This window comes from Yersinia bercovieri ATCC 43970 (assembly GCF_013282745.1).
Taxonomy (GTDB): domain Bacteria; phylum Pseudomonadota; class Gammaproteobacteria; order Enterobacterales; family Enterobacteriaceae; genus Yersinia; species Yersinia bercovieri.
The window spans coordinates 4,232,718-4,247,240 of record NZ_CP054044.1 but is presented as its reverse complement, the minus strand read 5'-3'; the positions used below and the strand labels follow the sequence as shown (position 1 = coordinate 4,247,240).

The window sequence follows — 14,523 nt, the reverse complement described above, 5'->3', positions numbered from 1 at the left end:
ACCGGTGTGAAAACAGCCATTTTCTTTACTTTAAGTTTCAGGCAAAATGCCCGGCCGCCATAGAGAGACGGCGCGTTATCGTTATGAAGTTTCTTTACTCACGGGTAAAGGTTTCGGCGGTACAGCACGCAAAGCGTTTCTGTATAGCGTTATTTTGTTAACAAAAACGGTGCAATATGCAAGTTTTCATTATGCGTCACGGTGACGCGGCCCTTGACGCAGCAAGTGATGCGCTAAGGCCCCTAACTCTGTGTGGTCAGGATGAATCACGTCAGATAGCAAGCTGGTTAAACGAGCAATCGGTCGATATCGACCAGATTCTGGTGAGCCCTTATTTGCGCGCTGAGCAGACATTGGATGTGGTGCGAGGGGTCATGCCTCTACCGGCAGAGCAGGAAGTGATGCCAGAATTAACGCCAGGCGGGGATGCGGCTTTCATCTGTTGCTATTTGCAAGCGCTGGCGAAAGAGGACCATGCAGCGGTGCTGGTTATCTCGCATTTACCGCTGGTGGGCTATCTGGTGGCGGAACTTTGTCCGGGGCAGTGCCCGCCAATGTTTGCGACCTCGGCAATTGCTTGTATCTCGCTGAATGGCGAGACAGGTAAGGGGACTTTTGACTGGCAAGTCAGCCCGACACAGCTTCTGGCAAAGGCTTGCCACGGTTGATTCATAGCAGCATATAAATATGAACCGATAAGGGCGCAATTCATATTGCGCCCTTTTTGTGCACAGAAAACCCCCAGCTAGGCTGGGGGTTCCGTAAAGCTTTCAGCTTTGAGTCAGTTATAAAAACCCCTTTTGATTTGTTAAAACAGTTTGCGGTCTGGCAACTGCAAACGTTCAACAAGAAATCAAAAGGGGGTCCCTATGAGGGACGAAAAGAGCTTAGCGCACACGCGATGGAACTGTAAATATCACATAGTATTTGCGCCGAAGTACCGAAGACAGGTGTTCTACGGGGAAAAGCGCAAAGCGATTGGCAGTATTTTAAGAAAGCTGTGCGAATGGAAGAACGTGAATATTCTGGAAGCGGAATGTTGTGTGGATCACATCCATATGCTTCTGGAAATCCCACCCAAGATGAGTGTGTCGGGCTTTATGGGATACCTAAAGGGAAAGAGTAGCCTGATGCTTTATGAGCAGTTTGGCGATTTGAAGTTCAAATATCGTAACCGGGAGTTTTGGTGTCGAGGGTATTACGTTGATACGGTGGGTAAAAATACAGCCAGGATACAAGAATACATAAAACACCAACTGGAAGAGGATAAAATGGGTGAGCAGTTGTCGATCCCCTATCCGGGTAGCCCGTTTACGGGCCGTAAGTAACGAATTGTGATGCAAATGTCAGATCGCGATGCGCCTGTTAGGGCGCGGCAGGTAAGAGAGCCTTATAGGCGCATATGAAAAACCTCCGGCTATGCCGGAGGATATTTATTGATGATACTGGAGAGCCTTACGAAGACTGATTAAGTCTAAACTCCAGCGGTAATCAAAGGTACCACCGACCTGACGGTTACTGCTGGATTGCCATAGCAGGAAGTTGATTGCAGTTCATTTTCAGCACCGAATGATGCTATTGCATCTGAGGTGGTGGGAGTAAGCTCAGGGGATATATGAGCATTTTGTTTTGTAGTGCTTTCTTCTTTCAACGTATTTTTTACCCCTTCCACTCTGCTAAACTCATTGAAATTTAGTAGCTTATCACCGTTACCTTTGTTGTCTCTGAAGATATTGCCGTCATCGGCATCCATCCCTGTCGTTATATTGGTTGCCTCTTTGGCGGTGGCGTTTTTATCAGGGAATGTGGGTTGTAGCCCTTGTCCCAGATCCTTGCGGATATCCGCCATTACCAAAATTTGGCCATTCACTTCAATATTTTTCAGTGAGTTACAACCTGAGGATGTTGATTTAAGGTTTTCATTAATAACCAGGTAGTCGCCGGAAGGGCTATTTTTAACGGTGATTTTCGTTTTAGGACGTACAACGCTGCCAATGCTTTCGAAGTGCAGCTTATCAAGCGTGATGCCAGCACCCAATGTTAGGGTATTATGGTGAGATCCGGAGGGGAGCTTTATCAGTCTGCCACCATCGCCCAAATTAAAAGTATAACTATTCTCTCCCTTGGTGTTTTTTGTCAAACCTCGGGGGGGCGAATCTGGGAATAGGGGCTGTAGATTTTGGCGCAATGCTGCATAGATACTCCGCATTGGCAGTTTCACACCACCCACCTTTATATTTCTCAGCAAGTTACGCGTTGTGGATTCCGAGCCAAGGCTTTCATTAATAATCAAGCAGTCACCGGAACGGTTACCGTTAAAGGTGATTTTCGTTTTAAGGAGTGAATCGGTGACAACTCTTTCGAAGTGCAGCTTATCAGGCGTGATGCGAGCATCCAATATTAGGGTATTATGGCGAGATTGGGGAGTGAGGTTTAACTCTCTGGCACCATCGCCCAAATTAAAAGTATAACTATATTCATCTTTGCCGATTTTTGTAACATCCAGGGGGATCAAATTTGGAAATTTGGGCTGTAAATTTTGGCGTAATGCTGTATGGATATCCTGCATTGGCAGATTTACACCCCCTACCTCTATATTTTTCAGTGAGTTATAAAAATAGGCTTTCGAGTTATGGCTTTCATTAATAATCAGATGGTCGCCGGAAGGGCTATTTTTAAGGGTGATTTTCGTTTTGGGATATACAACGCTGCCAATGCTTTCAAAGTGCAGCATATCAGGCGTGATGCCAGCACCAAATATTAGGGTATTATTACGAGTTCCGGGGATGAGCGTGATCATTCTGCCGCCATCGCCCAAATTAAAAGTATAACTATTCTCTCCCTTGGTGTTTTTTGTCAAACCTCGGGGGGGCGAATCTGGGAATAGGGGCTGCAGATTTTGGCGCAATGCTGTATGGATACTCCGCATTGGCAGACTTACACCATCCACCTTTATATTTCTCAGCAAGTTACGCGTTGTGGATTCCGAGCCAAGGCTTTCATTAATAACCAGGTAGTCACCGGAACGGTTACCGTTAAAGGTGATTTTTATTTTAGGGTAATGTTTCGTGCCAATGTATTCGAAGTGCAGCTTATCAGTCGTGATGCCAGCACCCAATATTAGGGTATTATGGCGAGATTGGGGAGTGAGGTTTAACTCTCTGGCACCATCACCCAAATTAAAAGTATAACTATATTCATCTTTGCCGATTTTTGTAAAATCCAGGGGGATCAAATTGGGAAATTCGGGCTGTAAATTTTGGCGTAATGCTGTATGGATATCCTGCATTTGCAGACTTACACCTCCTATCTCTATATTTTTCAGTGGGTTATGAAAATAGGCTTTCGAGCTATAGCTTTCATTAATAATCAGGTGGTCGCCGGAAGGGCTATTTTTAACGGTGATTTTCGTTTTGGGGTAGAAAGTGGAGGTGCTAATGTTTTCAAAGTGCAGCATATCAGGCGTGATGCCAGCACCAAATATTAGGGTATTATTGTCAGATCCTAAGGGGAGCGTCATCATTCTGCCACCATCGCCCAAATTAAAAGTATAACTATTTTTGCCTTCAGTATTGTTTGTAGAACCTCGGGGGAGCGAATCTGGGAATAGGGGCTGCAGATTTTGGCGCAATGCTGTATGGATATTCGGTATTGGCAGACTTACACCACCCACCTCTATATTTGTCTGCGAGCCAAATCTTGGATTCATCGGCAAGCCAAATCTTGGTAACCTCAAGTCATGGCTCTGATTAATAATCAGGTAGTCACCGGAACGGTTACCGTTAAAGGTGATTTTTATTGTAGGGGAGCGTTCCGTACCAATGTTTTCGAAGTGCAGCTTATCAGGCGTGATGCCAGCACCCAATATTAGGGTATTATTGTGAGATCCGGAGGGGAGTTTGATCTCTTTGTTACCATCAGTTGGATGATAATTGTAATTCATACCGCCGTTGGCGTTTGGTACCCCGTCTAGATTAATCTTTTGGGTTGATATAGGGCTATTTTCCATCATGTTGATAACTCCTTAGTAAGGTTAGAAATACGAGTAACTTCGCATTCAAATTAGATCATTGAACAGAGATAATCTCGTAACACTAAGCAGAACTAAGTGGCTGTAATAAAAATAGTTATAGCCTAAAATGCAAAAATAAATCTCAATTATTCAGCTAACTCAATTAACACCAACAGTGCAGCGGTTCCCCCCCACTCTTTAGGGGCTTGATGGAATGCCAACACATCGGGATGCTGCGCCAGCCATAACGGGGTTTGCTGTTTCAGGACATGCTTACCATGACCATGCATAATGCAGGCGCAATGCACATGCTCGCGTTTGCAGGCGGCAATCAAGGCACCTAGCTCTTGTTTGGCCTGTTTCTGAGTTAATCCGTGTAAATCCAAAAACATATCGGGTGAGTAATCGCCACGCCGCAATTTTTTAACTTCAAAATGGTCGACACCTGGCCGCACATAACGTGTCGGGCCTTCCATATCCAGCTGCGGCTGGAATTCATCAGAGAAATAATAGCTAGCATCAACCTGCTCCTGGAGTAATCGCTCAGGGGCGATTTTCTTACCCAATTTAGGCGGCTCACGGTGGAGGATGGTATCTTGCTTCAGCTTCTTTGCCCCGGCTATCGACTCTTTAAAAAGCTGTAGTTCATCGGTTGTCAGGTGATATTTGTTTTTCATTATTAGTTCATTGGCATGTTGCAATTGTTCCCAGTTTACCTGTTGATGGCCATCTGCCTAAATAAAAATCTGGCCTGAGTGGCGACTTTAATGCGTTCTTCATTATTCGGTTATCATTCTACTGATGTATTGCTGCTGATTTGTCGCGGGCTTCATGGCAAACTAGGGGCATAGATCATGATTTTACGCACCAGTTGGAGATAACCTTGGACAAGATTTTCGTCGATGAAGCAGTAAATGAGCTGCACACCATTCAAGATATGCTGCGCTGGGCAGTCAGCCGGTTTAATGCCGCCAATATTTTTTATGGTCACGGTACTGATAATCCGTGGGACGAAGCGGTGCAACTGGTTTTCCCAAGCCTGTTTTTACCGATTGATATTCCAGAAGATATGCGCAGTGCGCGTCTGACCTCCAGCGAGCGTCACCGCATTGTTGAGCGGGTTATCCGCCGGGTCAACGAGCGTATCCCGGTGGCTTACCTGACCAATAAAGCCTGGTTCTGTGACATGGAATATTATGTTGATGAGCGCGTGTTGGTGCCTCGCTCACCGATTGGTGAGTTAATCAATAACCGCTTTGATGGGCTGATTCGCCATCAACCTAAACATATTCTCGATATGTGTACCGGTAGCGGCTGTATTGCTATTGCCTGTGCTTATGCTTTCCCTGAAGCTGAAGTGGATGCGGTTGATATCTCCAACGACGTATTGGCGGTGACTGAGCACAATATTGAGCAGCATTCGATGGAGCACCAGGTCACGCCAATTCGCTCGGATCTGTTCCGCGACTTGCCGCCGATCAAATATGACTTGATTGTAACGAACCCGCCATATGTTGATGCTGAAGATATGGCCGATTTGCCACAGGAGTTCCGCTTCGAGCCTGAGTTAGGGCTGGCTGCGGGCAGTGATGGCCTGAAACTGGCCCGCCGAATTCTGGCCTGTGCGCCAGACTTCTTGCAAGATGATGGCGTGCTGATTTGTGAAGTGGGCAACAGCATGGTGCATTTGATGGATCAATATCCAGATGTGCCGTTCACCTGGCTGGAATTTGACAACGGTGGTGATGGCGTCTTTATGCTGACCAAACAGCAACTGATTGACTGCGCACCACATTTCAGCATGTATCGCGATTAATTAAGCGCCACTTATAACCTCTGCCAGCACGATGATATTGTGCTGGCAGATTAATTATGAGTAATTTATTTATCACTAAAGGGTAAGGAGCCGTGATGGCTGGGAACAGTATTGGGCAATTTTTCCGCGTCACCACTTTTGGTGAGTCTCACGGCATCGCCTTGGGATGTATTATCGATGGTGTTCCGCCGGGTATTCCCATCACCGAGGCCGATATTCAGTTGGATCTCGACCGACGTCGTCCGGGCACTTCACGCTATACCACCCAACGCCGCGAGCCGGATGCGGTGCGTATTTTATCTGGTGTGTTCGAGGGGCTAACCACCGGGACCAGTATCGGGTTGATGATTGAGAATACCGATCAGCGTTCGCAAGATTACAGCGCGATTAAAGACGTGTTTCGCCCAGGCCACGCTGACTACACCTATGAACAGAAATACGGGGTGCGCGACTACCGTGGTGGTGGCCGCTCTTCCGCCCGTGAAACGGCGATGCGCGTTGCTGCCGGTGCCATTGCTAAAAAGTATCTGGCGCAGAAATTTGGTGTGCAGGTGCGGGGTTATTTGGCACAAATTGGCGATATCAGCTGTGATTTGATTGATTGGGATTTGGTCGAGCAGAATCCGTTCTTCTGCCCGGATGCCAGTAAATTGGAGCCGCTGGATGCGCTGATGCGCGAGCTGAAAAAAGCGGGCGACTCGATCGGTGCCAAAATCACTGTGGTGGCTGAACAGGTGCCAGTCGGTTTGGGCGAGCCGGTTTTTGATCGTTTGGATGCGGATCTGGCCCATGCGCTGATGAGTATCAATGCGGTGAAAGGGGTGGAAATTGGCGATGGTTTTGCGGTGGTGACCAAGCGTGGTAGCGAAAATCGTGATGAAATTACGCCGCAAGGTTTCCAGAGCAACCATGCTGGCGGCATTCTGGGCGGTATCAGCAGCGGCCAGCCAGTCGTGGCGCATATCGCTTTGAAACCTACGTCCAGTATTATGGTTCCGGGGCAAACCATTAACCGGCAGGGGGAAGCGGTGGAGATGGTCACTCGTGGTCGCCATGACCCTTGCGTCGGCATCCGTGCGGTCCCGATTGCTGAAGCGATGATGGCAATTGTGCTAATGGATCACCTGCTGCGCCAGCGTGCCCAGTGTGGTGATGTGGTTTCAGACGTTCCGCGCTGGTAGGCACAATGAACAGATGGATTGCGAGTGCGGTGGCACTTGCCGGCATAGTGTTGCTGGGCGCAACAGCCCCAGTCATGGCTGCGACGCCGTGGCAACAGATAGTGAATCCGGTGCTGGGATCGCCACAGTCGATTGGGGGTTTTGCCAATGGCTGCGTGATTGGTGCCATGCCTTTGCCGCTTCAATCGGCAGATTATCAGGTGATGCGCCCGGATCAGCGCCGCTATTTTGGCCATCCTGATCTATTGAACTTTATTCACCGTCTAAGTGATAAAGCTCAGAAAAATCAGCTTGGTACGGTGTTGATTGGTGATATGGCGATGCCCGCAGGTGGGCGTTTTAGCAGCGGTCATGCCAGTCATCAGTCAGGTCTGGATGTCGACATCTGGTTACAGTTGCCACCACAGCGCTGGAACCAACAGCAGTTGCTAAAACCGCAACCTATTGATTTGGTTGCCGCGGACGGTAAAGGGGTGGTGCCAGCACTTTGGCAGCCACAAGTTGAAAATTTGATTAAACTAGCGGCTAACGATAGTGAAGTGACCCGCATTTTCGTCAATCCAGCGATTAAAAAACAGCTCTGTCTGGATGCGGGCACGGATCGCCATTGGCTGCATAAAGTGCGCCCGTGGTTTGGTCACCGTGCTCATATGCACGTGCGTTTGCGCTGTCCAGCCGATAGCCTGGAGTGCCTGGATCAAGAGACACCGCCAGCGGGTGATGGCTGCGGTGCCGAGCTGGAGAGCTGGTTCCAGCCTCATCAGCCAAGTGCTAAACCGGGTAAAACCCTACCACCACCACTGCCGCCTTCATGTCAGGCGTTGCTGGACAACCATTTTGCTACGGAATAAATCATGGATTGGTTTACCCTTGGTCCTGCGGTTCTGGGGATATTGTTTGTAGTTGCGTTATTGGCCGGATTTATTGATTCCATCGCGGGTGGCGGCGGTTTACTCACTGTCCCGGCGCTGTTAGCGGTGGGCTTACCCCCGGCGCAGGCCTTGGCGACCAACAAATTGCAATCTGTTGGCGGGTCGTTCTCCGCCAGCCTCTATTTTATCCGCCGTGGCGCGGTTAATCTAAAGGATCAAAAGCTGACCATTGTACTGACTCTGGTCGGTTCGATGCTGGGCGCGATTTTGGTTCAGCATATGCGGGCGGATATTCTGCGGCAAATTTTGCCGTTGCTGGTGATAGGTATCGGCGTCTATTTTCTGGTGACCCCTAAGCTCGGCGAATTTGACCAAAAGCGCCGTTTGTCTGCACTGCCCTTTGCCCTGATAGCCGGTGGTGGGGTCGGTTTTTACGACGGTTTCTTTGGCCCCGGCGCGGGTTCTTTCTATGCACTGGCCTTTGTCACCTTGTGCGGTTTCAATCTGGCGAAATCCACCGCCCATGCCAAAATCCTGAATTTCACCTCTAATTTGGGCGGCCTGACTTTCTTTATTGTCGGCGGCAAAGTGGTGTGGAGTATTGGGCTGGTGATGTTGGTCGGGCAGGTGCTGGGGGCGCGTCTGGGGGCGCATATGGTGCTGACGAAAGGGCAGAAATTAATTCGCCCAATGATTGTCGTGGTGTCATTCGTCATGAGCTGCAAGCTGCTGTACGACAGCCACGGTGCCGAGATCTCCTCCTGGCTGGGATTACACGTTTTCGCTTAACTTAAGGTATCAACTATCAGGGATAACCTGATGTCGTTCGCGATACCGCTCTTACGGACTCAAGCATGACCCATCATTATCAGCAGTTGATCGACGTTTTTAATGCCAGCTTTAGTGACTCATTTAATACGCGATTGGTCAAAGGGGAGGATGAACCTATCTACCTGCCCGCCGACGACCAACTCCCTTACCATCGGGTGGTTTTCGCCCACGGCTATTACTCCAGCGCGATGCATGAAATCTCCCATTGGTGTATTGCCGGCGAAGAGCGGCGCAAGCTTGTGGATTTTGGCTATTGGTACTGCCCGGATGGGCGCGATGCGTTAACCCAGAGCCAATTTGAAGTGGTAGAGATAAAGCCGCAGGCACTGGAGTGGATGTTTTGTGTAGCGGCTGGTTTCCCTTTCAATGTCAGTTGCGACAATCTGAACGGGGATTGTGAGCCGGATCGAATCACATTCCAGCGTAAAGTGCGCGAACAGGTGCTATGGCATCTGGAAAACGGAGTATCCCCACGACCTGCAGGCTTTATTCAGGCGTTACAATCGTTTTACAATACACCGCCGTTGACCCCAGAACTATTTCCCTACCCGGAAGATTTAGTTTAATAACAGATTGATATAATTAGGATAAGAGTGATGATCGCAGAGTTTGAAACACACATCTTGGCGCAGATAGATGACATGGTAGAGCACGCCAGTGATGATGATTTATTTGCCGGTGGTTACCTGCGCGGTCATCTGACGTTAGCGGTGGCGGAGTCGGAAGAGTTCGGTGAACACACCGCCGAGCAGTTACATGCCCGCGTGCAAGCCAGTTTGGAAAAAGCCATCAAAGCCGGTGAGTTATCGCCACCGGATCAGGTTTTGGTGCTGGGATTGTGGGATCGTTTGCTGGAACAGGCTATTAAATAACCTTTGGCCCTGAAATAGCAGGGTTTAGCTCTGTTGCACCGGTCTGCCTTTCAGTAATTTTCGAATCCAGAAGCGGTTAGGATTCAGTGCCGCCAGGGTAGAGGCATCCAGTGGTAGCGGCTCGCCAAATATCTGTGCTGCCAGAATTTCAGCCACCAGTGGCGCACTGCATAAACCACGTGACCCCAATGCACCCACCATAAATAACTCCGGCCACACTGGGGCTGGGGCTATTTCATCACCGTGCTGAATTTTGCGTGGCAGATCCTGATACTGCGCCAGAGTTGCGGCGTACTCCGGCACCGCACCGACCATCGGTAAATGGTCACGGATAGCACAGCGCACCCCACAACGGGCCTGATTATCACTGATATCAACCTGTTGCGGCCAACTCACCTGTGGTAAGCAGCGTAAGAGTCGATCGCGGTTCTCTTGCTGCTCGTCAGCCCGAAAATCAGTGGCGACATCGCCGCGCTGATAACTGGCCCCAATACAGTGATGCTGATTGGCGGGGTTCACAGGTGTTAGGTAGCCGTCATAGCACAGAACCTGCCGTAACTGACTGAGTACGGGCGTGGTGGGGATATGCGATACCTGGCCGCGCACGGCAGAGAGCGGCAGATGGCGAGTTTGTTCCCACTCGGGTAAGCGGTGACCGGTTGCCAGAATCACGGTGGCATGCTGTTTGGCGGCTTGTGCAAAGGTTAGCTGCCACTGCCCATCAATCTGCGCTAACTGCTGCAATTCATGCTGATAATGGCAAACCATGCCGTTTTGTTGTCCCAGCGCTATGAGCGCGATGGTGAGATCTGATGGGCAGAGCCAGCCACCGGCAGGGTAGTGTATGCCATCGTGGGCGCAATCTAATCCGGCCAGCGCACTGAGTTGTTCGCGGTTCATCCCTTGGGCGAGAGCTTCCGGCCACTGGCTTTGCAGCATCTTATCAATCTTGCCGCGGCTTTTTTCATCAAATGCTAATTGGCTAACACCGCACCACTGGTGATCAAAACGAATACCTTGCTCAATCAATTGGTCATATTGGCGGCGGGCAAAGGTAAAGGCGCTGGTGAAAAAAGCCTCCAGTGCATCATTTTTGCCATTCAGCAGCGGGTAGAGCGCACCTTGCCGGTTACCGGATGCCCCCTGTGCCGGTTGTGTATCGGCGCAATAGAGTGTGACCTTCGCCCCACGGCGCTGCAAAGCCAATGCGGTTAATGCAGTGACAATCCCGCCGCCGACAATTGCGATATCATCACCATGGGCAGCAGAGGGGCGGTGATACCAAGGGGCGCATTGCGTATCGAGGCTTTGTGGTAAGGTGCCAGTCAGCATTTCACGTTTTTGCCCGAAGCCTTTCACTTTAGCGACCTCAAATCCTGCCTGCTGTAACCCTCGGCGCACAAATCCGGCGGCGGTGAAAGTGGCAAAAGTGCCTCCCGATCTGGCCATACGCGCCATCGAACTGAACAGGGTATCATTCCACATATCAGGATTTTTGGCGGGTGCGAAGCCGTCGAGGAACCAGACATCCACTTGATTATTCAAGCTGGCATCCCGCTGTGGCAGCAAGGTATTGACATCACCAAACCACAAATCCAGCGTGATAGCCCCTTCAGCCAGCAAAATACGGTGGCAGCCAGCAAGGGGCAGGGGCCATTGCGCTCGCAACTGTTCGGCAAAGGTCGCCAGTTCCGGCCAGCGTGCATGGGCAGCCGCCAAATCGGCGATCTGTAGGGGGTATTTCTCGAAGCTGATATAGTGCAAACGCTGAAGTTTGGCGGTGGGATTTTGCTGCTTAAATTGGGCAAAATCGCGCCATAATGTCAGAAAATTCAACCCAGTACCAAAGCCGGTTTCAGCAAAAATGCAGTTATCCCGTGGGTGTTGGGCAAAACGTGCCGGAAAGCCGTTGCCCTTGAGAAAAACATAGTGCGTCTCTTCCAGCCCATCGTCATTAGAAAAATAGATGTCATCAAACTGTTCCGATACAGGTGTACCCTGTTCATTCCAGCTTAATGTTGCAGTTTGGATTGGCGCTTGGCTCACGTTAAAAGACTCGTATCTCAAGGGGTGGGGCGATTCTAACTATGTGACCCGCCGCGTGCAAATTGTAAAATTATCTGGCTATATTACGCTGATCGGACTTGTTCGGCGTACAACTGTACGCTAAAGTGCGTTGCAAAATCCCGAATGTAAAATTAGTGGAAGAGGTATTGAATGAAGCGTGCAGTCATTACTGGCTTGGGTATTGTCTCCAGCATTGGTAATAACCAGCAGGAAGTTCTGGCATCTTTGCAGGAAGGCCGTTCTGGCATTACTTTCGCTCAGGAATTTAAAGACGCAGGTATGCGCAGCCATGTCTGGGGCGATGTAAAACTCGCCGCTGAGCCAAAAGATCTCATTGATCGCAAAGTGCTGCGTTTTATGAGCGACGCCTCAATTTATGCTTACCTTGCGATGCAAGAAGCGATTGCAGACTCTGGTTTGTCGGATGAGCAGGTCTCTAATTTCCGTAGTGGGCTGGTTGTTGGTTCTGGTGGTGGTTCTCCCCGCAACCAGGTGGCCGGCTCTGATGCCATGCGTACCCCCCGCGGCCTGAAAGGCGTAGGCCCTTACATGGTGACAAAAGCCATGGCGTCTGGTGTCTCCGCTTGTCTGGCAACACCCTTTAAAATCAAAGGGGTGAACTACTCCATCAGCTCCGCTTGCGCAACTTCTGCCCACTGTATTGGCCACGCTTTGGAGCTGATCCAACTGGGCAAACAGGATGTGGTCTTTGCCGGTGGTGGGGAAGAACTGTGCTGGGAGATGGCCTGTGAGTTCGACGCGATGGGCGCATTGTCGACCAAATACAATGAAACGCCAACCAAAGCTTCCCGTACTTATGATCAAGACCGCGATGGTTTTGTGATTGCAGGCGGTGGTGGCATGGTGGTGGTTGAAGAGCTGGAACATGCTCTGGCCCGTGGTGCACACATTTATGCTGAAATTGTTGGCTACGGTGCCACCTCTGACGGTGCCGACATGGTGGCACCATCAGGTGAAGGTGCAGTTCGCTGCATGCAGATGGCAATGGAAGGTGTGGATACTCCAATCGACTACATGAATGTACACGGCACTTCTACACCGGTTGGTGATGTGAAAGAGCTGGGCGCGATTCGTGAAGTATTCGGTGATAACACGCCAGCTATCTCCTCAACCAAAGCGATGACCGGTCACTCTCTGGGGGCCGCAGGTGTCCATGAAGCTATTTTCAGCCTGTTGATGGTTGAGCACGGTTTTATCGCACCAAGCATCAATATTGAAAATCTGGATGAGCAAGCGGCGGGGATGAATATCGTCACCAAGCCAACTCAACGTGAACTGACCACGGTGATGTCTAACAGCTTTGGTTTTGGTGGGACTAACGCCACCCTGGTTATGCGTAAATACCAGCAATAAGGTCAGTGGCAGATATTTCTGCTAGTTGATACTGAATAACTAGGCCCGCGAGAGATCGTGGGCTTTTTTATTCGCTATAAAATATAATTTATGCAAAAAATGGCGTGTCATCATCAGAGAGACGTATCTTTCTTGTTAATTTTATCTTTTTGTATAAAAGAATGAGAGGGGATCACTTGTTATTCATAAAAACATCTTATACTAAATAACTAAAGTGGATAACAATATAAAAAGTAGGTGGTTGAATGCTAACGTATTAGCTTAAATCTCACTTTTTTTTAATGTGCTCTTAGTTGCTTAAAGTCAAATTTAGCGTTAAAAACCCCTTGCCTGCCTAAAAGCGTTAATTCACAATATTAGAACAATAATTAAACAAACCTATTTTTGCTTTTTAATTTACCAACACAGCAGGGTAGTTCAATGAGCCATAATCAAAGTGATCAGAAGCTGAAGATTGCCGATTTAAACGAGCGCGTTGTTCATGAAATACTGGAAGTAATAAGTGATGGTATCTGGGATTGGAATGCAAACAATGGATTTGTTTACCGTAATTCCGGTTGGTATGAAATGCTGGGATACCCTGTTCATGCATTTGAAAATACAGTACATACGTGGGAAAAAATTATCCATCCCGATGATTTTGAGCGGGTCATGTTTCAGTTTGATGCCTATATTAATAATCAGTCCGAAAGATACCAGATAGAGTATCGCTGCCGGACTCATGAGGGCGACTATATCTGGATTGAAGATCGCGGCAAAGTGATTGAACGTAATCGCGATGGTTCGGTATCAAGGATGATCGGGGCTCACCGGAATATTCATGATAAAAAACATCGCCTTGAAAAGTTAGAGCTAAAAAACAAAACGCTGGAAGCATTAGTTGAAGAGCGAACGTCAGAGTTACGTAAAATCAATTACCAGCTACAGCAGCAATTAGATATCAAAAAAAGCCTTTCCGAAACCGATGTATTAACCTCAGCCGCCAACCGCTATTTACTGGAGAAAGTTCTGAAGCATGAATATAACCGTGCTAAGCGATTTTGCCAGCCGCTATCATTGCTTTCGCTGGATTTAGATAATTTTAAATTTATTAATGACCAATATGGCCACTCTGTCGGGGATTTAACGCTGACACATATTGTTGATGTGATTAGGAATAATATTAGGGAAATCGACGTTTTGGGCCGTTGGGGGGGCGATGAATTTATGATCGTGTTACCGAACACGCAATTAAACGAGGCTAAAACCATTGCTGAGGAGATCAGACAGCTCATTGAGGTAATGCCGGTGGATGGCAATATTCACGTGACAATGAGCTTGGGCGTGGTCGAGTTGGCGCAAAATGAAGCGCAGGAGCAATTATTAATCCGCGCGGATAAAATGCTTTATAACGCCAAGGCTGCGGGTAAAAATGTTATTAGAGGCTGATATTTTCATGCTTGCCGTTGCTGACTTGCTATAACCGCAACGGCAATAACATTGGCGTTAATAACTAGCC

13 protein-coding genes are annotated in these 14,523 nt (G+C 48.8%); 10 read left to right on the top strand and 3 right to left on the bottom strand.

All coding sequences use genetic code 11. From position 1 onward, the window contains the following. Window positions 1-176 precede the first annotated feature (176 nt). Window positions 177-668: a phosphohistidine phosphatase SixA gene (gene sixA, locus HRK25_RS19220; RefSeq protein ID WP_032898132.1), complete on the top strand. Its 492-nt coding sequence runs from the start codon at window positions 177-179 to the stop codon at window positions 666-668. A gap of 201 nt (window positions 669-869) precedes the next feature. Then, window positions 870-1,328, top strand: a complete 459-nt coding sequence (tnpA, locus tag HRK25_RS19215) for an IS200/IS605-like element IS1541B family transposase (RefSeq protein ID WP_032899290.1) — start codon at window positions 870-872, stop codon at window positions 1,326-1,328. Between the two features lie 146 nt (window positions 1,329-1,474). On the opposite strand, the gene HRK25_RS19210 is transcribed toward tnpA, so the two are convergent. Further along, window positions 1,475-4,012, bottom strand: coding sequence for a hypothetical protein (locus tag HRK25_RS19210; RefSeq protein WP_032898870.1), 2,538 nt, complete (start codon window positions 4,010-4,012; stop codon window positions 1,475-1,477). A gap of 146 nt (window positions 4,013-4,158) precedes the next feature. Then, complete coding sequence (smrB, locus tag HRK25_RS19205; RefSeq protein ID WP_032898871.1) at window positions 4,159-4,689, bottom strand: endonuclease SmrB; 531 nt, start codon at window positions 4,687-4,689, stop codon at window positions 4,159-4,161. A gap of 206 nt (window positions 4,690-4,895) precedes the next feature. Here smrB and prmB point away from each other — a divergent pair, with 206 nt between their 5' ends. The 6 genes from prmB (at window position 4,896) to HRK25_RS19175 (ending at window position 9,584) form a co-directional block, all read left to right on the top strand. Beyond that, entirely contained in the window at window positions 4,896-5,828 is a 933-nt protein-coding gene (gene prmB, locus HRK25_RS19200; RefSeq protein ID WP_032898873.1) for a 50S ribosomal protein L3 N(5)-glutamine methyltransferase, read from the top strand. 95 nt (window positions 5,829-5,923) lie between these two features. Next, window positions 5,924-7,009, top strand: a complete 1,086-nt coding sequence (gene aroC / locus HRK25_RS19195; protein WP_005278907.1) for a chorismate synthase — start codon at window positions 5,924-5,926, stop codon at window positions 7,007-7,009. 5 nt (window positions 7,010-7,014) lie between these two features. Then, the gene (mepA, locus tag HRK25_RS19190) at window positions 7,015-7,860 is read left to right on the top strand and encodes a penicillin-insensitive murein endopeptidase (RefSeq protein ID WP_032898874.1); all 846 of its coding nucleotides are present in this window, start codon (window positions 7,015-7,017) and stop codon (window positions 7,858-7,860) included. Between the two features lie 3 nt (window positions 7,861-7,863). Continuing rightward, entirely contained in the window at window positions 7,864-8,670 is an 807-nt protein-coding gene (locus HRK25_RS19185; protein WP_005278911.1) for a sulfite exporter TauE/SafE family protein, read from the top strand. Between the two features lie 65 nt (window positions 8,671-8,735). After that, a complete protein-coding gene (locus HRK25_RS19180) occupies window positions 8,736-9,278 on the top strand; it encodes an elongation factor P hydroxylase (protein WP_005278913.1) in 543 nt (180 codons plus the stop codon). A gap of 30 nt (window positions 9,279-9,308) precedes the next feature. After that, window positions 9,309-9,584 (top strand): YfcL family protein, encoded by a 276-nt coding sequence (locus HRK25_RS19175; RefSeq protein ID WP_005278915.1) that lies wholly within the window; start codon window positions 9,309-9,311, stop codon window positions 9,582-9,584. A gap of 24 nt (window positions 9,585-9,608) precedes the next feature. Here HRK25_RS19175 and mnmC read toward each other — a convergent pair whose 3' ends face one another. Further along, on the bottom strand, window positions 9,609-11,630 hold the full coding sequence (gene mnmC / locus HRK25_RS19170) for a bifunctional tRNA (5-methylaminomethyl-2-thiouridine)(34)-methyltransferase MnmC2/FAD-dependent 5-carboxymethylaminomethyl-2-thiouridine(34) oxidoreductase MnmC1 (protein WP_005278917.1): 2,022 nt from the start codon (window positions 11,628-11,630) through the stop codon (window positions 9,609-9,611). A gap of 171 nt (window positions 11,631-11,801) precedes the next feature. Between mnmC and fabB the strand changes: the two genes are divergently transcribed. Continuing rightward, window positions 11,802-13,025, top strand: a complete 1,224-nt coding sequence (gene fabB, locus HRK25_RS19165) for a beta-ketoacyl-ACP synthase I (protein WP_005278921.1) — start codon at window positions 11,802-11,804, stop codon at window positions 13,023-13,025. A gap of 420 nt (window positions 13,026-13,445) precedes the next feature. Further along, complete coding sequence (locus HRK25_RS19160) at window positions 13,446-14,453, top strand: sensor domain-containing diguanylate cyclase (protein ID WP_005278923.1); 1,008 nt, start codon at window positions 13,446-13,448, stop codon at window positions 14,451-14,453. The last annotated feature ends 70 nt before the right edge of the window (window positions 14,454-14,523 follow it).